Here is a 19,060-nt window from a genome sequence, read left to right on the forward strand (position 1 = left end):
TGAGCCGCGCTACCGGCGGCGGCGACGTCGGTGCTGAGGTGGCACGGCGACATACGGCTCGGTGAGGGCGACCACGGCCCGACGCAGCTCGCTGGCCGGGGCGAACTCCGCCAGCGACTTCCCGGCGAACATCGCACCGTCCACGGTGGTCTGGTCGTGGGGCAGGAAGGCGAGCTCGTCCATGCCGGCGAACCGGCCCAGGGCCTCGGCGATCCGCCGCTCCGGGCGCGTCCCCACGGCGGACGCGCGCACCTTGTTGACCACGACCCTCGGCGTGGGGCTGGGCACGGCCGCGAGGTCCTGGACGGCGCGCACCAGCCGCTGCAGCCCGATGGGGTCGCCGGCGCCGACGACGACGAGCTCGTCCGCGCACTCGAGGGCCACGAGGGTCGGGGCGTTGCGGCGGGGCGCCAGGGTGTCGTAGGACAGCTCCTCGTCGTCCTCGATGCAGAACCCGCAGTCGACCACCACGAACGTCGCGAGCTGACGGGCCAAGGTGATGACGTGCTCCACGGAGGCCGCGCGCAGCTCGGTCCACCGGTCGGCCCGGGGGACGCCGGTGAGCACCCGCAGGTGCGGCGACACCTCGGGCGCGAGCCGGGCGAGGGCGTGCAGGTCCAGGGACCCCTGGTCGGCGGCCCGGCACGCCGCCGCCATGCCGGGGGCCTCGTCGAGGAGGCCGAGCGCCTGGGCGACCGACGACCCGTAGGTGTCGCAGTCGAGCAGCACCGTGGGTGCGTGGACCGCCAGCTCGGCGGCGAGGTTCAGGGCCACCGTGCTGCGGCCCGGCCCACCGGTGGGGCCCCACACGGCCAGCACCCGCCCGGGGGACGTGGCCGACGTGTCCGCGCCGTCGGGGTCCTCGAGCGGGTCGGGAGCGAGCAGACCTCCGACGGCGCCGTCGCTGCCGTCGGGGCTGTCGGCCCTCAGCAGCAGGTCGTCGAGGAGGTCGGCCAGGTCGTGGCCGGCGACATCGGTGCGCACCACGACGGTGAGCCCGAGCTGGCGCAGCCGGCGCTCCCCCACCTCGTCGCCGGGCTCGGTGACCCCGGCGACGACGAGGCCGTGAGTGGTCAGCTCGTGCAGCGCGCTGCGGTCCAGCGAACGCAGGTCCGGTGACACCAGGGCCACCTCACCGAGGCCTGCGGCTGCTGCCGCGAGCAGGTCGGGGAGGTCGGCGCACCGGCGGGCGACGGCATACTCCGCGGTGGCGGCCAGGGTGGCCACCACCTCGGACTCTCCCGCGCCGGTGAGGGCGGTGACCACCGCCCGGCTCACCGATCTGCTCCGCTGCTGCCCGGCACGGGCACGAGGGTGACCCGGGCACCGTCGTCGACCTGGCCGATGATGTCCTTGATCCGCTCGCGAGGAGCCATGACCTGCACGGGGCGGTCTCCCCCGGCACCACCGGACAGACCCCCGGACGGCTTGGGCAGACCCGAGACGGAGACCCCTTCCAAGGCGAGAACCGGACCGGTGAAGGCGTCCGCGCCGGTCGCCGCCGGGTCCGCGGGGTTGACGTAGACGTCCACCCTGCTGCCCACCGCGAGGGCGGCGACGCTACCGGCGTCGACCGAGAGCGTCAGCGGCTGCACCGACACCTGCTCGCGTCCGCCCACGGCCACCGCGGGCACCAGCTCGCCGGCCGCCACCTCGCGCAGCACGAACCGCTCCGGTGCGAGTCCTGCACCGGCAGCGATGTAGCGCCCGCCCTGCGCACCCAGCTGGACGTCCACCCGGACGAGGTCGTCCTCGGTCAGAGGCTGGCCGGGCACGAGGGCCTCGCGAGCGGCATACATCGCCGTGCGGTCGTCAGCCGCAGCGACCACCGTCGAACCGACGGCAACCGAGGCGAGCACGAGGACCAGTCCGATGAGCAACCGGGCGTCACGCCACGCAGGCCGCTGCAATCGCGTGGCCTTGGGCACTGGAAGGTCCGACACGTCGTTGTCCCCCTTGGCATGGTTTCGCAGGATTCCCCCTCCGGCGGAGTCATCATGGCCCACCGGGGTGGGGGTGCGCCCGCCCCCTCCACAAAGCGCCGCAAATCATCCACAACCGACGCAGGCCAACTCCTCCAAACGGTTGACGATGAGACAATTTCGCGATCGACCGGACGCAGCCGCACGATCATGGTAAAAATTTAGTCAAGAGAAGCCAAGATTCAGTCAAGGCCGACCATCGCAAAGAAGGGACGGGCACATCGTGGCCAAGCGATTCATCCAGTTGTCGGAGGTGTCCGAGGTCCTCGACATCTCCTCGGCCCAGGCCTACGCCCTGGTCCGCTCCGGGGAGCTCCCGGCCATCAAGGTCGGAGGCCGCGGCCAGTGGCGCGTCGAGGTGGCCGAGCTCGAGAGCTACATCCAGCGGATGTACTCCGAGACCAAGACGTTCGTCGCCGCCCACCCCTTCGGGCAGGGCACCGAGTAGCACCCACCGATCTTCGTCGCCGGCCGTGGGGGTCCCGCGACGTTCCCCGAGGAAGGGCCTGGAGCACCCGCTCCGGGCCCTTCCTGGCGTCTCGACCCGCCGCCGGCCCTCGTGGCACCCTGCCGCTCCCTGCGACTCCCCCGGGCGGTCGACCGGTCGGGTCAGCGTCGTCGGCCGGCGCCCGCCGGCGCCCACGCAGTCAGGCCGGGCGCACCACCACGAGGGCGTCGAAGGGCACGAGTCGGCGCCCGGTGACGTTCTCCGGCCGGCGCGGGAGGTCTGCATCGTGCTCAGCGAGCTCGAGGACGTCACGCCCGACGGCATCGATCGTCCCGGTCGCCTGCGCCCCGGAGACGTCGACGACGGACACGACGCTGCGGTCCCGACTCAGCCCACGCAGCGCGTAACCGAGCCCGAATCGGCGGCCCGCCGGCTCCCCTGCGGCCCGGGCCGACAGCCCGGTCACCGCCGTGACCCCTCCGAAGGGAACGAGCGAGACCGCACCCCCGGGGACGCCCAGCAGGACCCACCCGTCACCGACGTCCGCGACCTGTCCGCCGAGCACCGTGCCGGTTCGCAGGGTCAGCCCGACCCGGCTCGTCCCGGCTGCGGCCAGTCGCTCGTACAGCCCCAGCGCCCCGCGTTCGCGCCGGGTGCGGTCGGACACCTCCGAGTCGAGCTCCCGTCGTTGCTCGGCCTCCCACTGCGCCCCCAGGTCGCCGAACAGGTCGTCCCACCGCATTCCCCCACCTCCCCTGACGCCGCGGACGCGACCCCGGCGGGAGCCTAGCGACTCCCGACCCTTGCCCCAGATCTGGTCGTCCAGTACGTTCAAAAAGAAGCAAACGAATGCAAATAGCATCCAAAGGGGGAATGGGAATGAGACCCACTCACCGCGACCGTCGGGCTCGCGCAGAACAGGCACTCGGACACGACGCACTTGCGACTCGCACCTTCGCACGGCGCGCACTCGCACCTCGGGCACTCGGACGGCAGGCGCGCGCCGTGTTCCGGGTGTGGGGCACCGCCGCGGTCACCGCGGCGGCGCTGCTCGGTCTCGAGCTGCTGCTCGCGCTCGCGCTGTGCACCCAGGGCCGGATCGTGCTCGCCCCCGGCCCCGCGTCGCTCGACGAGGTGGTGGGCGCCGTCGCGGCCGCAGTCGCCCTGCTCCTCGGGGCGTGGCTCGGGCTGAGCAGCACGGCAGCCGTCCTGGCCCACGCGCCGGGGCGGCTCGGCACGACCGCCGGCCGACTGGCCGACGCCTGGGCACCACTGCTCACCCGGCGCGTCGCCGCCGTGCTCGTCGGGGCGGCCGTCGGCAGCAGCATCGCGCCCAACACCGCCGTTGCCGACGACATGGGCCACGACCCGGGGCCCGGTCGGCACGGACCGGTCGCCGCGGCCGCAGCCGCCGGGCCGGGCTTCGGCGCGTCGTCGCCACTGACGATCGCCGCCGACGAGATCGGCGGCCCCGGGTTCGCCGCCTCGACACCTGCGCCCGGACTCCGCACCGTGCCCCCTGACCCCGGGTTCGCCGCCTCGGCGGATCCCGCGCCCGGACCGGCCTCCTCCCTGTCGTCCGCCGCACCGACCGGCGACCTCCCACCCGCCGGCTGGACCCCGTCGCGGCCGGTGCAACGACCCTCGGCGTTCCCCGAGCTCGTCACCTCCGGCGCGGTCCCGGCCGGGAACGGCGAGGTGGTCGTGCACCGGGGCGACACCCTCTGGGGACTGGCCGCCGCCCACCTGGGCCCCGAGGCCACCGACACCGAGATCACCGAGGCCTGGCCCCGGTGGTACGCCGCGAACCGGTCTGTCATCGGTGACGACCCCGACCGGTTGCTCCCCGGCCAGGTCCTGCGGGTCCCGACCGCGGCGGCGGCGCGATGAGGGCCACCGTCGCGACCGCCAACGCCGCCAGCCGCACCTCCCTGCGGCCGCTGACGATCGTGCCTGCACCACGCATCCGCCCGCCGGTCATCGCCGAGGCCGACGACGACTGGACCGTCGACGAGCGCACCGACTCGCCGTACGTCCAGGACGCGCTCGCCGTGGACTTCTCGCTGCGTTCCGACGAGGACCTCTTCGGTGAGCAGCCCACCCGTCGCGACGACCTGCCCGACCCGCGCGACTGGGCCGCCCACATCGCCCAGGCGCTCGTGGAGGTGATGGCCGGGGCCCGTCCGGCACCTCAGCTCCTGCGGTGGACCACGCCAGAGGTCTACGCGGTCGTGGCCCGTCGCGCCGCGGTCTCGGCCCGACGCGGTATGCCGCCCACGCGCCGTACCGTCGTGCGGAGCCTGCGCGTGTGCGAGCCGGCCGACGGCGTCGCCGAGGCGAGCGCGGTGGTCGTCGACGGCGGGCGGGTCCGCGCGCTGGCGATGCGCCTGGTGGGCCTCGACGGACGCTGGCGGGTGGAGGCGCTCCAGGTGGGCTGAGCAGTCGGGGACGACGAAGCGCCGCCCTCCCCTGCGGGTGGGCGGCGCCGTCGTGGTGTGGAGCGGTCGGGTCAGGCCTTGCCGTGGCACATCTTGAACTTCTTGCCCGAGCCGCAGGGGCACGGACCGTTCTTCGATGCGCCGGCGAGCTGCTCCGGCGTGAGCTGGTCGTCGACGGACCCGCCACGCTGCTCGACCTCACCGGTCTCGGTGGGCGCGGAGTACTGCAGGTCCTGGGTGCGCCGCACGGGCTGCTCGAGGCCCTTGGCCCGGAACGACACCGGCGCACGCTCGGTGCCCTGCTCGTCGGAGGCGTCACCGGCTCCCGCGGCCGGGACCGGCACGGCCTCGACACCGTCCTGGTCGTGACCGGCGTGGTCGTGACCGGCGTGGTCGTGGTCATGGTCGTGACCGGCGTGGTCGTGACCGGCGTGGTCGTGACCGGCGTGGTCGTCACCCGCGAGGTTCGCCCCACCGAGCATGTCGGAGACGCTCATCGGCTGGACCGCAGGAGCCTGCTGCCCGGGCTGGTCCACGTCGACCTGAACGTTGAACAGGTAGCCGACCGACTCCTCCTTGATGGACTCGTTCATCGCCTCGAACAGCTGGAAGCCCTCGCGCTGGTACTCGACCAGCGGGTCGCGCTGGGCCATGGCGCGCAGGCCGATGCCCTCCTGGAGGTAGTCCATCTCGTAGAGGTGCTCGCGCCACTTGCGGTCCAGGACCGACAGGACGACGCGCCGCTCGACCTCGCGCATGACCTCTTCGCCGAGCTGCTCCTCGCGCTGGTCGTACGCGTGGTGGGCGTCGGAGGTGATCTGCTCGCGCAGGAAGTCCGCGCTCAGCGCACCGCGGCCACCGGCGGCCTCGATCACCTCGTCGGGGGTGACCGACACCGGGTACAGCGTCTTCAGGGCGGTCCACAGGCGGTCGAGGTCCCAGTCGTCCGAGAAGCCCTCGGCCGTCTCGGCGTCGACGTACCCACCGACGACGTCGTTGATGAAGTGGCGGATCTGCTCGTGCAGGTCCTCGCCCTCGAGGACGCGTCGACGCTCGTCGTAGATGACCGTGCGCTGGCGGTTGAGGACGTCGTCGTACTTGAGGACGTTCTTGCGGATCTCGAAGTTGCGGCCCTCGACCTGGCCCTGCGCGCTCTGGATCGAGCGGCTGACCATCTTGGACTCGATCGGCACCTCGTCGTCCATCTTGGCCGTCGTCATGAACCGGTCCACCATGGCGGCGTTGAACAGGCGCATCAGGTCGTCCTGGAGCGACAGGTAGAACCGGGACTCGCCCGGGTCGCCCTGACGGCCGGAGCGACCACGGAGCTGGTTGTCGATGCGGCGCGACTCGTGGCGCTCGGTGCCCAGCACGTAGAGACCACCGAGCTCGGTGACCTCGTCGTGCTCGGCCTGGACGGCGGCCTCGGCCTTGGCCAGCGCGTCCTCCCAGGCGGCCTCGTACTCCTCGGGCGTCTCGGTCGGGTCGAGGCCCTGCTGCTTGAGGGTGGCGACGGCCATGAACTCGGGGTTTCCCCCGAGCATGATGTCGGTTCCGCGACCGGCCATGTTGGTGGCGACGGTCACCGCGCCCTTGCGGCCGGCCTGGGCCACGATCGCAGCCTCGCGCTCGTGCTGCTTGGCGTTGAGGACCTCGTGCGGCACCCCGCGGCGACGCAGCTGGTCGGAGAGGTACTCGCTCTTCTCGACCGAGACGGTGCCGACGAGGACCGGCTGGCCCTGCTCGTAGCGCTCGACGAGGTCGTCGACGACGGCGTTGTACTTGGCCTCCTCCGTGCGGTAGACGAGGTCGGCCTGGTCCTTGCGGACCATGGGGCGGTTCGTCGGGATCGGCACGACGCCCAGCTTGTAGATCGAGTTGAGCTCGGCGGCCTCGGTCTGGGCCGTACCCGTCATGCCGGAGAGCTTGTCGTACATGCGGAAGTAGTTCTGCAGGGTGATCGTGGCCAGCGTCTGGTTCTCGTTCTGGATCTCGACGCCCTCCTTCGCCTCGATCGCCTGGTGCATCCCCTCGTTGTAGCGACGCCCGGCGAGCATGCGGCCGGTGTGCTCGTCGACGATGAGGATCTCGCCGTTGAGGTTGACGTAGTCCTTGTCCCGCTTGAACAGCTCCTTCGCCTTGATGGCGTTGTTGAGGTAGCCGATGAGCGGGGTGTTGACGGACTCGTAGAGGTTGTCGATGCCGAGGTAGTCCTCGACCTTGGCGATGCCGGCCTCGAGCACGCCGACGGTCTTCTTCTTCTCGTCGACCTCGTAGTCGCCCTCGCCGGACTCCAGCTCGCCGCGGGTCAGGCGCTGGGCGATCTTGGAGAACTCGGTGTACCACTTGGTGGCGGCGTCGGCCGGACCGCTGATGATGAGCGGCGTGCGCGCCTCGTCGATGAGGATGGAGTCGACCTCGTCGACGATCGCGAAGTTGTGGCCGCGCTGCACGAGCTCGTCCATGGACCACGCCATGTTGTCGCGCAGGTAGTCGAAGCCGAACTCGTTGTTGGTGCCGTACGTGATGTCCTTGGCGTACTCGACGCGGCGCTCGGCCGGCGTCATCGACGCGAGGATCACGCCGGTCTCGAGGCCGAGCATGCGGTGCACGCGGCCCATGAGCTCGGACTGGTACTCGGCGAGGTAGTCGTTGACCGTGATGACGTGCACGCCCTTGCCCTCGAGGGCGTTGAGGTAGGACGGCAGGGTCGCGACGAGGGTCTTGCCCTCACCGGTCTTCATCTCGGCGACGTTGCCCAGGTGCAGCGCGGCACCACCCATGATCTGGACGTCGAAGTGGCGCTTGCCGAGCGTGCGACGGGACGCTTCGCGGACCGCGGCGAAGGCCTCGGGGAGGATGTCGTCGAGCGTCTCGCCGTCCGCGAGTCGCTTGCGGAACACATCGGTCTCACCACGGAGCTCGGCGTCGCTGAGCTTGGTGAGGTCCTCCTCGATGGAGTTCACCTGGGCGGCGATGCCGTGCAGCTTCTTGACGATGCGGCCTTCACCGGCGCGCAACAGTCGTTCGACGATCTTGGACACGCAATATCTCCTGAAGTTTCTGATCTCCTGCTGTGCAGGGACGATCGCAGCCGTCGTCATCCGGGTGGCAACGGCCCGACCTAGGCTAGTCGAGTCGATGCGCGTCCGTGGACCCGCGGCACGGGGAATGCTCCCCGGTCGCCGAACGCGCCGGGTGTCGCGGCGGTTCCACCCGTCGCGGGATCCTCGTCAGGGGGCCACGAGGTCCTGGTAGTCGGGGTGGCGCTCGATCCATGCGGCGATGAACGGGCAGGTCGCCACGACGTCGTGCTCACCGCGGGCCCGCACGTCGTCCAGGGCGCCGCGGGCGAGGGCCCCGCCGACACCTTGGCCCTCGAAGGCGTCGTCGACCTCGGTGTGGGTGAAGACCTGGTGCCCGTGGGCGATCCGGTATGCCGCGAAGCCGGCGAGCGCGCCGTCGACGTGCGCCTCGTACCGGCTCTTCTCGGGGTGGTGGGTGACCACGACGTCTGCCATGACGCCACCCAAGCACGCTCACGCGACGCTGGCGACCTCGGCCTGCTCGCCCTCGGCGTTCCACGGACCGCGCTCGGGGGACCTCGAGATCGCCAGGCAGGCCATCGCCGCGAAGAGGCAGAGGCCACCGGCCGTGAGCCACGCGGTGTAGTAGTCGCCCGTGCTCTGCCGCACCCACCCGGCGTAGGAGGCGGCGACGCCCGCACCGACCATGTGCGCCGCGAACACCCAGCCGAACACCATGCTCGACCGCTGCACGCCGAAGTGCCTGCGGCACAACGCGATCGTCGGCGGGACGGTCGCGACCCAGTCGAGGCCGTAGAAGACGATGAACACGAACAGGCTCGGTGCGATGTCCGGACCCAGCAGCGCGGGCACGAACAGCAGGGAGAGCCCGCGCAGCCCGTAGTACCCGAACAGCAGGAACCGCGGGTCGACCCGGTCGGTCAACCAGCCCGAGGCGATGGTGCCGACGAGGTCGAAGACCCCGACGAGCGCGAGCAGGCCGGCTGCCGTCGTCTGCGGCATCCCGTGGTCGTGGGCGGCGGGGATGAAGTGCGTGCCGATCAGCCCGTTCGTCGACCAGCCGCAGATCCAGAACGTCCCGAACAAGATCCAGAACGTCCGCGACCGCACGCTCTCCCGGAGCGTGCGCACCGCGAGCGTGGCCGGCCCCGCATGCGTCCCCGTATGGCGCGTGGGCGCCTCGTCGAGCGCCTCACCGGGCGCGGCGCCATACGGACGCAGGCCCAGGTCGACCGGGCGGTCGCGCACGACCAGCAGCACCAGGGGCACGAGGAGGACGGCGGCCACGGACACGACGAGAGCCGCCCAGCGCCAGCCGGGACCGGCGGCGAGCGCTGCGATGCCGGGGAGGAAGACGAACTGCCCCGCGGCGCCGGCGGCGGAGAAGACGCCGGTGACGAGGCCACGGCGGGACTCGACGAACCAGCGGTTGGCGACGACGGAACCGAGGACGAGGGCCATCGCCCCCGTCCCGACACCGACCGCGACGCCCCAGAGCAGCCACAGCTGCCACGGCGAGGTCATCACCACGGTGAGCCCGCTGCCGGCAGCGACGAGGAGCAGTGCCAGGGCCACGACCCGGCGGATGCCGAAGCGTTCCATCAGGGCGGCGGCGAACGGTGCGGTGAGGCCGTAGATGACGAGGTTGGCCGTCACGGCACCCGAGGTCGTCGCCCGGGACCAGCCGAACTCGGACTCCAGGGGTTCGAGCAGCGCGCCGGTCGAGGAGCGGAAGCCCGCCGCCGACACGAGCGCGGCCAGGACCACCGCGGTGACCCACCACGCCCGGTGGATGCGCGGCGTGCGGGTCGGGGCCGGCGTCCGGTCCGTGGCAGGAATCGTCACCCACGCAGACTAAGTGCCAGCCCTCGCGACGAACAGCACGATCTCGTCAACAGCCACCCGGATCCCGCCAGGGCTCAGCCGGCACCCACGACCTCGCCGAGGCCGAGCCACCGCGCCATCAGCGAGAGCTCCTCGGCGAGGGCCGGACGGGCCTCGCTCGGCGCCCCCGGTTCCCAGTGCAGCGACTGGACCCGGAGCACCCCGGCCGCGCGGTCCGCCTTGAGGTCGCAGCGGGCGACGAGCTCGTCGCCGAACAGGAACGGCAGCACGTAGTAGCCGTGCACGCGCTCGGGCGCCGGCACGTAGATCTCGAGCCGGTAGTCGAAGCCGAAGAGTGCCGCCGTGCGGTCGCGCTGCCAGATCAACGAGTCGAACGGGCTGAGCAGGGCCTGCGCCTGCACGCGTCGAGGTCGTCGCGCCTCGGGGTGCAGGTAGGCGGGACGCCTCCACCCCTCGATCGTCGCGGGCACGAGCTGCCCCTCGGCCACGAGCGAGGCCAGGGCCGGGCGGGCCTGCTCGGGCTTGAGCCGGAAGTAGTCGCGCAGGCACTGTTCGGTGCCGACCCCGTGGGCTCGCGCAGCGATCATCATCAGCTCGCGGAAGGCCTGGTCGTGGGGAGGTCGCCGAACGGGGTCCACGGCAACCGTGGCCACCTCGCGGGGCAGCACCCGCTCGAGCGAGGCGTAGCGACGCTCGAACTGCGACGTCCGCCCGGCCGAGGTGATCTCCCCTGCCCAGAACAGGTGCTCGAGGGCGCTCTTGACCAGCGACCAGTTCCAGCCCCAGTGCTCACGACCCCGGGGGAGGTCGTGCTCGAGGGCGGCCTCCACCTGGCGGGAGGTGAGCGGTCCCCCGGCGACGACCTCGGCCTTGACCGCGGCGACGAGCCCGGGGTGCTCCCGGGCGACCCGCTGCATGCCGCCCCAGGCATCGGCGTGGGCACGCTGCATACGGAAGTCGAGCAGTGGCCACGTCGAGGGCGGGACGAGGCTCGCCTCGTGGGCCCAGTACTCGACCAGGCGGCGCGGCGCCCGGTCGCGAGCCCGGTCGAGCAGGGTGGTGTCGTAGTCGCCGAGCCGGGAGAAGAACGGGAGGTACTGGCTGCGCGTCACGACGTTGACGCTGTCGATCTGGACGATCTGGACCCGGTCGACCACACGTTGCAGGTGGCGCATCGTGGCGGTGCCGGGGGCGGGACGCGGGTCGAGGAACCCCTGTGCTGCCAGCGCGATCCGCCGCGCCTGGCTCCGGCTGAGCCGGACGGGTTCGGGCAGCGTCATGCGGCCAGCACGGTGAGAGGCCCCGAGCTCACTCGCCGGGTTCGAGCAGGTTCTCCCGCACGGCATACATCGCGGCTTCCATGCGCGAGTGCAGCTGGAGCTTCTCGAGGATGTTGCGGACGTGGTTCTTCACGGTGTTCTCGGAGATGAAGAGCTGGTGCGCGATCTCCTTGTTGGCCAGGCCGCGGGCGACGAGGCGAAGGACCTCGAGCTCGCGGTCGGTCAGCCGGGGCGCACCGACGGCGCTGGGTCGCTCGCCCTGACGGCGACTCATCTGCGCGAACTCGGCGAGCAGCTTGGAGGCCATCGACGGCGAGATGAGCGAGTCGCCGTGGTGCACCGCGCGCACTCCGTCGGCGATCTCCTCGCCCGGCACGTCCTTGAGGAGGTAGCCGTTGGCGCCCGCCTTGACCGCCTCGTAGAGGTCGGACTCCTCGTCGGACATCGTCAGCATGATGATCTTGGTCGAGGGAACGAGCGCCTTGATCGTCTTGCAGGCCTCGATGCCCGAGGTGTGCGGCATGCGCACGTCCATGAGGACGACGTCGGGCAGAAGCTCGACGGTGCGGTCCACCGCCTCCTTGCCGTCGCCGGCCTCGCCGACGATGAGGATGTCGTCGTCCTGCGACACGACCATCTGGAGCCCCCGCCGGTAGAGGACGTGGTCGTCGGCGATGACGACCCTGATGGGGTCGCGCACCACGGGTGCCTCGTCGTCGAAACCGCTGCTCACGGGCCACATCCTTGCACGACACGCCGACGGCGCCGAGCAACCCGGGAGTCCGGGTCGTCCGGCGCCGTCGGCGGCACTCAGATCTTGGTGGTCAGGAGACCTTCTGGACCGGTCGCGGTGCGTCGCTGCCGTTGGTGGCAGCCGGTGCACCGACGTCGAGGTGGATCACGCCGTAGGACCAGCCGCGGCGGCGGTAGACCACGCTCGGCTGGTCGGTTTCCTCGTCGTGGTAGAGGTAGAAGTCGTGACCGACGAGCTCCATCTCGGCCACCGCCTGGTCCAGCGGCATCGGCACGGTCGCGTGGATCTTCTCCCGGATCTCGACGGGGCTGTTGCCCTGCGTCCCGAACCGGTCGCCCTCCTCCTCGGTGTGCGCGTGGTCCTCGGTCGCCGGGGCCGCGGGCTCCTGGATCCGGGCCGTCGCGGCCGAGACCGACTCCGGGGCGTGCCTGCCCCGGTGCACCCGCTTGCGGTCGTGGGCCCGCCGCAATCGCTCCATCAGCTTGTCCATCGCCACGTCGAGCGCCGCGTACTTGTCGTCGAGACAGGCTTCGGCCCGCACGATGGGGCCCTTCACGTGACAGGTGATCTCGACCCGCTCGCAGGACTTGGCCTGCCGCTTGTTGGGTTCGTGACTGACGACGACGTCGACGCGCTGCACGCGCGGGGCGAGCTGCTCGATCTTGGTCAGCTTCTCGTCGAGGTGGTCACGAAATCGGTCCGAGACCTGCATGTGGCGTCCGGTGACGACGATCTCCACGGTGTCCTCCATAAGTGTGGTGGAAGGTGAGAGTCGGGCGCGACAGCCCCGATCAACCGCGGCACCACCGCCCGACCTGCGAAGGCGGGGACGACGAGGACGAGCACACCCGTGCGGGGGTGCTGAGGGCGCGCCGCGAAGGCGCTCCGAGGGGCTCGACCGTGGTGCTGGTCAGCCGTGCGTCCGGCTCCGCTCCCTGCGCCAGGGCGCCCGACGGACCGTGTCCGCGGCGCCCAGTTCTCGTGTGCTGCACGGGGGCCAGGGGGGCCATGTACCGACGGTAGTCCACCACCGACCTTTGCGACAGCGGAACTCCCGGACCGTTCACGGAGCACCTCCGGGAGCCCGCGAGGCCGGTCGTGACCTGCCGCCGCGACGCTGGGTCGCGCAGATCGCTGCCCCCACCACCACCGGCGTCCCGGACGCCCGCAACGCCCTGGCAGCCTCTCCCAACGTCGCCCCGGTGGTGAGCACGTCGTCGACGACGACGCACGCGCAGCGGCCCACGTCGGCGGCCCACCGGGGTCGGACCTCCATGGAGTGCTCGACGTTGAGGTGTCGCCCGATCGCCCCCAGCCCGGCCTGGTCCGCGACGCGGCGTCGCACCCGCAACGCGTCCGCCACCACGACCTCGCCGGGACCGAACCCGCGCACCGCGAGCGTCGCGAGCCGGACCAGCGGAGCGTCGCCCCGCCGCCTCCGTGAGGCCGCCGACGACGGGACCGGGACGACCAGCACGGGCGGCCTGCTGGACACCCCGCCGGACACCCCGTTTGAACCCAGGGCCTCGCGGATGCGGCGGTCGCCCACGAGGGATGCCTCGACGGCCTGGGCGAGCAGGGCTGCGAGGAACCGACCGCCGTCGCGGCGACCGTCGTCCTTGTATGCGGTCACCAGCCGCGCGAGCGCCCCTTCGAACCGTGCCGTGGTGTGGACCGGTGGCAGGTCCCGAGGCTCGGGGTCGGGTCGCGAGCGCCTCGGCCCACCCACCCAGAGGCTCTCCGCGACAGCCACCCGACAGGCGCCGCACAGTCCCGGCCCGTCGGCACGGCACACCGCACAGGCCTGTGGGATGGCGAGCGACAGGAACGCCACGAGGGGTGCAGGTGCGTCGAACATGCCCCTGAGGGTGCCGACTCGGTGTGTTCGTGCTCGTTCAGCCCACCTAACGCTGTGGAGCGGTCTAGTCTGAGGAGCAACCTGTGGACAAATCGCCACAGGTCCAGTACGAGGCGGGAGGCCGAGGATGCAGTGGGCATCGGTGCTGTCGGTCGGCACGAGGCTGCGCCTCGCCCTGGCCATGCTCGCCGTGCTCTTCGCCACGCTCGACGACGCCCTCCTCACGGGCCTGCCGTGGATCCTGCTTGTCATCACCTTGGACCTCGCGGCCTCGGGGTTCGAGTACCTCAGCTCCAGCGGACGGGCCATCGGCCGGGTCCAGCTCATGGTCCTCTTCGGCGCCAGTGCCGCAGCCGCAGGCATCGCGATGGGGTACGCCGGACCGTGGTCCAAGGTGCTCATCCTCATCCCGGCCTACCACGCAGGAGCGCGCTTCGCCCGACGCGGCGCCCTGATGGTCTTCGTCGTGGGCCTGCTCACCGGGGGCGGCACCCTCGTCGTCACCAAGGAGTACTCGGAGGGCGAGGTGCAGCGCATCCTGCTCGCCTCCGTCTTCGCCCTCGTCTTCGGCCTGCTGGGCGCCTGGTCCCACCGGATGCAGGTGGAGGAGGACGAGGCCGTCGTCGACCCCAACATCGCGGCCGAGGCCGGCCTGCTGCTGCGCCGCCTGCACGAGCTCGCCGAGACCCTCGACACCGGCTTCGACGCCCCCGCCTCCGCAGAGATGGCCCTGCAGGACTTGGCCACCCAGATGCGGGCCGCCCGCAGCGCCATCCTCGTGGGCTATGGCGACGACCCGGCCGTGCCGCTCGCCATCCGCGGCGCCGACCGCACCCCGTGGCCGGACCCCATGGAGGCGAGCTCGGTCCTGGCCCGGACGTGGCGCGAGGGTGTCCCCACGCTGTCCGAGTGGGCCGACGACCTGGTCGCGCGATCGGTGATCGTGGTGCCGCTCAACGACAACAACGGCGACCGTCTCGGTCTCCTCGTGGCCGACCGCCCGCTGGTGACGCCGTTCACCGAGGAGGACCTGGTCGCCGCCGGCGAGGTCGCCTCGCGCCACGCGGCCAACATCGACCTGTCGGTGCTCTTCGCCGGGCTGCGCGAGCGCGCGGGCCTCGAGGAGCGCGAGCGCCTCGCTCGCGAGATGCACGACGGCATCGCGCAGGAGATGGTCGCGCTGGCCTTCGGCATCGACTCGCTGCGACGCACGGCTCGCAACACCGAGTCTCCTCTCGCCGACGACCTCGACGGGCTCCGTGTGGAGGTCTCGCGCGTCCTGGCCGACCTGCGCCTGCACATCGCCGACCTGCGGATCGCCGTGCGACCCGACACGGGCCTCGGCGCCCTGATCGGTGCACGCCTGCAGAACTTCGGCTCCACGTCGGGCGTCACCACCCGAATGCACCTCAGCGAGAACGGCTTCCGCCTTCCTGCGCACACCGAGGTGCTCATCTACCGCCTGTTCCTGCAGGTGCTGGCCGATGCGCGGCACTCCCTCAACGCCGACACCGTCGAGGTCCGCCTCAACGTCGCGGCGCCGCGGGTGGAGCTGTGGGTCGCCCACAACGGCACGAGCTCGCTGGGCATCCGTGACTTCAGCGAGCACCCCCTCACCTCACTCGGGGGCGAGATCGTCGTCGAGCCGTATGCGGGCGACGGCGTCGCCATACGCATGCGCATGCGAGCCCGCGGCGCCTCGCCGTCGGCCACGCTTTCCAACGAAAGGATCCCCCAGCCGTCATGACCATCAACGTCGTCGTGATCGACGATCACACCCTTGTCCGCGAGGCCGTGTGCCGCATGATCGACAGCGAGCCCGACCTTGCGGTCGTGGGTCAGGCTGGCGGCATCGCCGAGGGCCGCACCGTGCTGGCGCAGAGCCTCATCCACGTCCTGGTCGTGGACGTCTCCATGCCGGACGGGTCCGGCCTCGTGCTGGCTCGGGCGGCGCGCGAGGCCTCTCCCCGGCTCGGCATCGTCGTCCTGACGATGCACAACGACGACGAGACCCTGCTCGAGGCCCTCGACCTCGGTGCGTCGGCGCTCGTCCTCAAGTCGGCACCCTCCGACGAGGTCATCGCGGCCGTCCGTCGTGCGGCGGTCGCCCCGGACGCGTTCATGGCCACCGGCCTCGCCGAGGCGCTGCGTCGCCGGGACTCCAGCGACAAGCCCAAGCTCACGCCGCGTGAGGCCGAGGTGCTCGACCGGCTCGTGGCAGGCGACTCGATCGCCGCGGTGGCCAAGCGCCTCTACATGAGCGAGTCGACCGTCAAGACCCACGTCTCCAAGGTGTACGAGAAGCTCGGCGCCCACAACCGCGCGTCGGCCGTGATGTCCGCCCTGCGTCTGGGCCTGGTGCGTGCCGAGTCGGTCGGGCAGACCCGCCGCTGACGGGTTGCCTCACGCGGCTGTCACCGACGTCGCTCACCCACACGCGCAGAAGCGGCCAGCCCCTCCGGGTTCTGGCCGCTTCTGCGTGTTCGGTGTGAGCTCGGGGCTCAGAAACCGCCGCCACTGCTGAAGGTGTCGACGATACGGATGGCGCCGGGACCGATGATGACGATGAACAGCGCCGGGAAGATGAACAGCAGCATCGGGAAGAGGATCTTGACCGGGACCTTCTGGGCCTTCTCCTCGGCCCGCTGACGACGGACGAGGCGCATCTGGTTGGACTGCTCGCGCAGCACCGCACCGATGGGCAGACCCAGGCGATCGGCCTGGACGAGCGCGCTGACGAAGGTCTTGGCCTCGGCGACCGTGGTGCGTCGGGCCAGCGAGCTAAAGGCTTCGCCGCGCGACTTGCCGATCTGGATCTCGGACAGCACGCGGGCGAACTCGCCGGCGATCGGCCCGGTGGTCGCCTTGGCCACCTGCATGAGGGCTGCGTCGAATCCCTGGCCGGCCTCGACACACACGGTGAGCATGTCGAGGGCGTCGGCCAGGCCGAGCCTCAGCTCCTCCTGGCGCTTCTGTCCGGCATTCATGAGCAGCAGGTCCGGGAGGAAGAACCCGAGGGCTGCACCGATCGTCGCGAAGAGCAGGCCGCGCAGGCTGAACCCGCCGAGGACGAGTCCGATCAGCGCGAGGACCAGCAACCCGGCGCCCTTGGCGCCCATGATCCGCTCGGCCGTCCAGGTGCCGGGGTTGCCGGCGAGGTCGAGTCGTCGGCCCAGGCCTTCCTGCGTCCCGTTCGGGGACAGCTTCGCGGCCAGCGACCGCGTCTTGGCCAGCGCCGGGAGGACGATGCGGTCCATCAGCGGGAGGTCGGACTTGCTCACCTCGCGCTTGTCGATCGTCTTCTCGATGATCTCGAGCGAGCGAGCCACGCCGGTGGTCTCCCCCGCTCCGGACGCCACGGCGATCACGATGGTGGCTAGGGCGCCGCCGATGGCGACGAGCCCGACGATCAGCAACAGGGATCCCATGTCAGACCTTCACATCCACGAGCTTGTTCATCCAGAACATCCCGATGCCGAGCGAGACGATCCCGACGGCCAGCATGACCAGACCCAGGGGCCTGGTCCACAAGAGCTCGACGTACTCGCGGTTGCTCTTCATGGTGAACAGGAAGATGCCGATCGGGAGGGCGATGAGGATGTAGGCGGAGAGCCGGCCCTCGGCCGAGAGCGCCCGGACGTGTCGGGTCAGCTCCTCCCGCTCACGCAGGGTCTTGGCGGTGGTCCGCATGGTCTCGGCGAGGTTGCCACCGACCTCACGCTGGATGCGGATGGCCATCGCGGTCCAGCGCATGTTGCCGCTGTCCATCCGGTCGGACAGCCGCTCGAGGGACTCCGCGATGTCGGCACCGATGCGCGTCTCCGCCAGCGCCCGGGAGAACTCCTTGGCAGCGGGTTCGGCAGCGTCCTTGGCCACGGCATCGAGCGCCTGCGGGAGGGAGAACCCGGTCGACAGGCTGCTGGCGATGAGGGTGAGGACGTCGGGGAGCATGTGGTCGAACTTCTTCGCCCGGCGCTTGGCGAGGAACCGCAGGACGACTGCGGGCATGACCCAGCCGAAGATGAAGCCCAGGACCAGGGCGACAGCCGTCATGATCAGGCCACCGTTGAAGACGAGCAGCGAGACGGCCATGCCCACCGCCAACGCGACGATCCGCAGGACCCACCACTCGCCGGGACGCAGCGGGAGGTCAGCACGCTCGATGAGCGCCATCGTCTTGCTGGTGGACTCTCGCCCCTCCATCATCCGGTCGCCGAGGAACACCAGGCTCTCGGACACCGCAGTCTGACGCTGCTTCTTGCCCTTGACCGGCGCACCGGGGGCGACGTACTGGTCGATGCTGTCGACTCGGGTCTGTCGGCCCGACTTCATCGACCCGCTCGAGAGCGCGATTCCCGCACCGACCAGGCCGAGGAACACCGCACCGAGGGCGAGTCCGAGCATCGGGGAGACGTTGACGACCGGGAGGGTTCCACCGGGCTTGGACGCCTCGATGACGTTCTCGGTGGGGCCCACGATCGGCACGGTCGACGCGGCGGTCGACGTCGCCTTGACGGCGACCCCCTCACCGAAGTCCACGAGGGCGGTGGTGCTGAAGTCCTTGCCGCCGGCGACGCCGGAGACCTTGATGTTCTGGACCGCGGTCACACCGGGCGGGAGCGGGAGCGAGAAGGTGAGCTGTGAGGCGAGGGTCTTGGCAGCCGTGGTGAAGGCGCTGGCGACGGCGCCGGCGTTGGCGGCCGAGACGACCGATCCCCCACCTGCCGTCGCGAACCCCTTGAGCACCGAGACGTTGCCCTCGGTCGACTTGAACGACACGGCCTCGGCGCGGACTCCGTTGGTCTTCAGGGCCGCAGTGGCCTGGGCCTGGCTGGCCTTGCTGGCGGTGTCACCACCGTCGGACAGCAGCAGGATGCTGCGCTCCCCCTTGGTACCCAGCGTCTTCACGGCGAGGGTGACGCCGTCGTAGAGCGCGGTCTCGCCGTCGGACTCGAGGTCGTTCACCGCGGACTGGACCTTGCCCTGGTCCGCGGTGGGTGCGAGCTTCACGACGGCCTTGCCCGAGAAGGCGACCAGTCCGACGCGGACGTCGTCGGGCACGCTCTTGAGGAAGGCGGCGACCGCGGTGCGGACCGTCGCCATACCGGCCTCACCCATGGAGCCACTCGTGTCGACCACGAGCATCGCCGACCGGGCCACGGGCGTGCCCTGGCCGGAGGTGATGGCGTCCACCGGGTAGTTCTTCCCCGACACGGTGATGCTGAGGCCGGGGTCGATGTTCGCTCCGCCCGCGGCAGAGATGAGGCCGATGAGGTTGCCGTTCTTCGCCTCGATGCCGGTGATGTTCACGACGGGGGCCGGTGCGGCCGAGGCGGTGGACATCCCGGCGAACAGCGCGGCCGAGGCGAGGGCCACGACGGCACCCCACCTGCGGGGCACACGAAGGA

The 19,060-nt window shown here is 71.2% G+C and carries 17 protein-coding genes; 5 read left to right on the forward strand and 12 right to left on the reverse strand.

Translation table 11 applies throughout. The annotated features are described in order from the left end of the window. Positions 1-9: 9 nt before the first annotated feature. Both ABD286_RS17295 and ABD286_RS17300 read right to left on the reverse strand, forming a co-directional pair. Entirely contained in the window at positions 10-1,278 is a 1,269-nt protein-coding gene (locus tag ABD286_RS17295) for a CpaE/TadZ family protein (RefSeq protein WP_344195771.1), read from the reverse strand. Next, positions 1,275-1,943, reverse strand: a complete 669-nt coding sequence (locus tag ABD286_RS17300) for a CpaB family protein (protein ID WP_344195773.1) — start codon at positions 1,941-1,943, stop codon at positions 1,275-1,277. The genes ABD286_RS17295 and ABD286_RS17300 overlap by 4 nt, the downstream gene beginning before the upstream one ends. 262 nt (positions 1,944-2,205) lie before the next feature. Here ABD286_RS17300 and ABD286_RS17305 point away from each other — a divergent pair, with 262 nt between their 5' ends. Further along, complete coding sequence (locus ABD286_RS17305; protein WP_056916936.1) at positions 2,206-2,430, forward strand: helix-turn-helix domain-containing protein; 225 nt, start codon at positions 2,206-2,208, stop codon at positions 2,428-2,430. Positions 2,431-2,629: 199 nt separating this feature from the next. Here ABD286_RS17305 and ABD286_RS17310 read toward each other — a convergent pair whose 3' ends face one another. After that, a complete protein-coding gene (locus tag ABD286_RS17310) occupies positions 2,630-3,172 on the reverse strand; it encodes a hypothetical protein (protein ID WP_344195776.1) in 543 nt (180 codons plus the stop codon). 263 nt (positions 3,173-3,435) lie between these two features. On the opposite strand from ABD286_RS17310, the gene ABD286_RS17315 reads away from it, so the two are divergent. Further along, positions 3,436-4,320, forward strand: a complete 885-nt coding sequence (locus ABD286_RS17315) for a LysM peptidoglycan-binding domain-containing protein (protein ID WP_344195778.1) — start codon at positions 3,436-3,438, stop codon at positions 4,318-4,320. Further along, entirely contained in the window at positions 4,317-4,868 is a 552-nt protein-coding gene (locus ABD286_RS17320; protein ID WP_344195780.1) for an Rv3235 family protein, read from the forward strand. The genes ABD286_RS17315 and ABD286_RS17320 overlap by 4 nt, the downstream gene beginning before the upstream one ends. A 71-nt stretch (positions 4,869-4,939) precedes the next feature. On the opposite strand, the gene secA is transcribed toward ABD286_RS17320, so the two are convergent. The 7 genes from secA to ABD286_RS17355 all read right to left on the reverse strand — a co-directional run bounded on the left by secA (position 4,940) and on the right by ABD286_RS17355 (position 13,652). After that, positions 4,940-7,912 (reverse strand): preprotein translocase subunit SecA, encoded by a 2,973-nt coding sequence (gene secA / locus ABD286_RS17325; protein ID WP_344195781.1) that lies wholly within the window; start codon positions 7,910-7,912, stop codon positions 4,940-4,942. Positions 7,913-8,101: 189 nt separating this feature from the next. After that, entirely contained in the window at positions 8,102-8,389 is a 288-nt protein-coding gene (locus ABD286_RS17330) for a GNAT family N-acetyltransferase (RefSeq protein WP_344195783.1), read from the reverse strand. A gap of 18 nt (positions 8,390-8,407) precedes the next feature. Beyond that, complete coding sequence (locus tag ABD286_RS17335) at positions 8,408-9,760, reverse strand: MFS transporter (protein WP_344195785.1); 1,353 nt, start codon at positions 9,758-9,760, stop codon at positions 8,408-8,410. A 74-nt stretch (positions 9,761-9,834) separates the two neighbouring features. After that, positions 9,835-11,040 carry a winged helix-turn-helix domain-containing protein gene (locus ABD286_RS17340; RefSeq protein ID WP_344195787.1) on the reverse strand — a complete coding sequence of 402 codons (1,206 nt, stop codon included), beginning with the start codon at positions 11,038-11,040 and terminating at the stop codon, positions 9,835-9,837. A gap of 28 nt (positions 11,041-11,068) precedes the next feature. Then, on the reverse strand, positions 11,069-11,782 hold the full coding sequence (locus ABD286_RS17345; protein WP_425565417.1) for a response regulator: 714 nt from the start codon (positions 11,780-11,782) through the stop codon (positions 11,069-11,071). Positions 11,783-11,864: 82 nt separating this feature from the next. Further along, entirely contained in the window at positions 11,865-12,533 is a 669-nt protein-coding gene (gene hpf, locus ABD286_RS17350; RefSeq protein ID WP_344195791.1) for a ribosome hibernation-promoting factor, HPF/YfiA family, read from the reverse strand. A gap of 324 nt (positions 12,534-12,857) precedes the next feature. Further along, a complete protein-coding gene (locus ABD286_RS17355; protein ID WP_344195793.1) occupies positions 12,858-13,652 on the reverse strand; it encodes a ComF family protein in 795 nt (264 codons plus the stop codon). Between the two features lie 127 nt (positions 13,653-13,779). Here ABD286_RS17355 and ABD286_RS17360 point away from each other — a divergent pair, with 127 nt between their 5' ends. Continuing rightward, complete coding sequence (locus ABD286_RS17360; RefSeq protein ID WP_344195795.1) at positions 13,780-15,399, forward strand: sensor histidine kinase; 1,620 nt, start codon at positions 13,780-13,782, stop codon at positions 15,397-15,399. Further along, positions 15,396-16,046, forward strand: a complete 651-nt coding sequence (locus tag ABD286_RS17365; RefSeq protein WP_344195797.1) for a response regulator transcription factor — start codon at positions 15,396-15,398, stop codon at positions 16,044-16,046. Before ABD286_RS17360 ends, ABD286_RS17365 begins: the two co-directional genes overlap by 4 nt. Positions 16,047-16,153: 107 nt before the next feature. On the opposite strand, the gene ABD286_RS17370 is transcribed toward ABD286_RS17365, so the two are convergent. Together ABD286_RS17370 and ABD286_RS17375 are read right to left on the reverse strand one after the other, a co-directional pair. Then, on the reverse strand, positions 16,154-17,080 hold the full coding sequence (locus ABD286_RS17370; RefSeq protein ID WP_344195799.1) for a type II secretion system F family protein: 927 nt from the start codon (positions 17,078-17,080) through the stop codon (positions 16,154-16,156). Between the two features lies 1 nt (position 17,081). Next, positions 17,082-19,052, reverse strand: coding sequence for a type II secretion system F family protein (locus tag ABD286_RS17375; protein WP_344195801.1), 1,971 nt, complete (start codon positions 19,050-19,052; stop codon positions 17,082-17,084). Positions 19,053-19,060: the final 8 nt, after the last annotated feature.

Origin of the sequence: Pedococcus aerophilus, assembly GCF_039532215.1 — a bacterium.
Lineage (GTDB): Bacteria > Actinomycetota > Actinomycetes > Actinomycetales > Dermatophilaceae > Pedococcus > Pedococcus aerophilus.

Coding starts and splice junctions, on each gene's coding strand:
- ABD286_RS17330 (WP_344195783.1), bottom strand. CDS start 8,389: ATGGCAGACGTCGTGGTCACCCACCACCCCGAGAAGAGCCGGTACGAG.
- ABD286_RS17340 (WP_344195787.1), bottom strand. CDS start 11,040: ATGACGCTGCCCGAACCCGTCCGGCTCAGCCGGAGCCAGGCGCGGCGG.
- ABD286_RS17355 (WP_344195793.1), bottom strand. CDS start 13,652: ATGTTCGACGCACCTGCACCCCTCGTGGCGTTCCTGTCGCTCGCCATC.
- ABD286_RS17345 (WP_425565417.1), bottom strand. CDS start 11,782: ATGTGGCCCGTGAGCAGCGGTTTCGACGACGAGGCACCCGTGGTGCGC.
- ABD286_RS17370 (WP_344195799.1), bottom strand. CDS start 17,080: ATGGGATCCCTGTTGCTGATCGTCGGGCTCGTCGCCATCGGCGGCGCC.
- ABD286_RS17320 (WP_344195780.1), top strand. CDS start 4,317: ATGAGGGCCACCGTCGCGACCGCCAACGCCGCCAGCCGCACCTCCCTG.
- ABD286_RS17310 (WP_344195776.1), bottom strand. CDS start 3,172: ATGCGGTGGGACGACCTGTTCGGCGACCTGGGGGCGCAGTGGGAGGCC.
- ABD286_RS17360 (WP_344195795.1), top strand. CDS start 13,780: ATGCAGTGGGCATCGGTGCTGTCGGTCGGCACGAGGCTGCGCCTCGCC.
- ABD286_RS17365 (WP_344195797.1), top strand. CDS start 15,396: ATGACCATCAACGTCGTCGTGATCGACGATCACACCCTTGTCCGCGAG.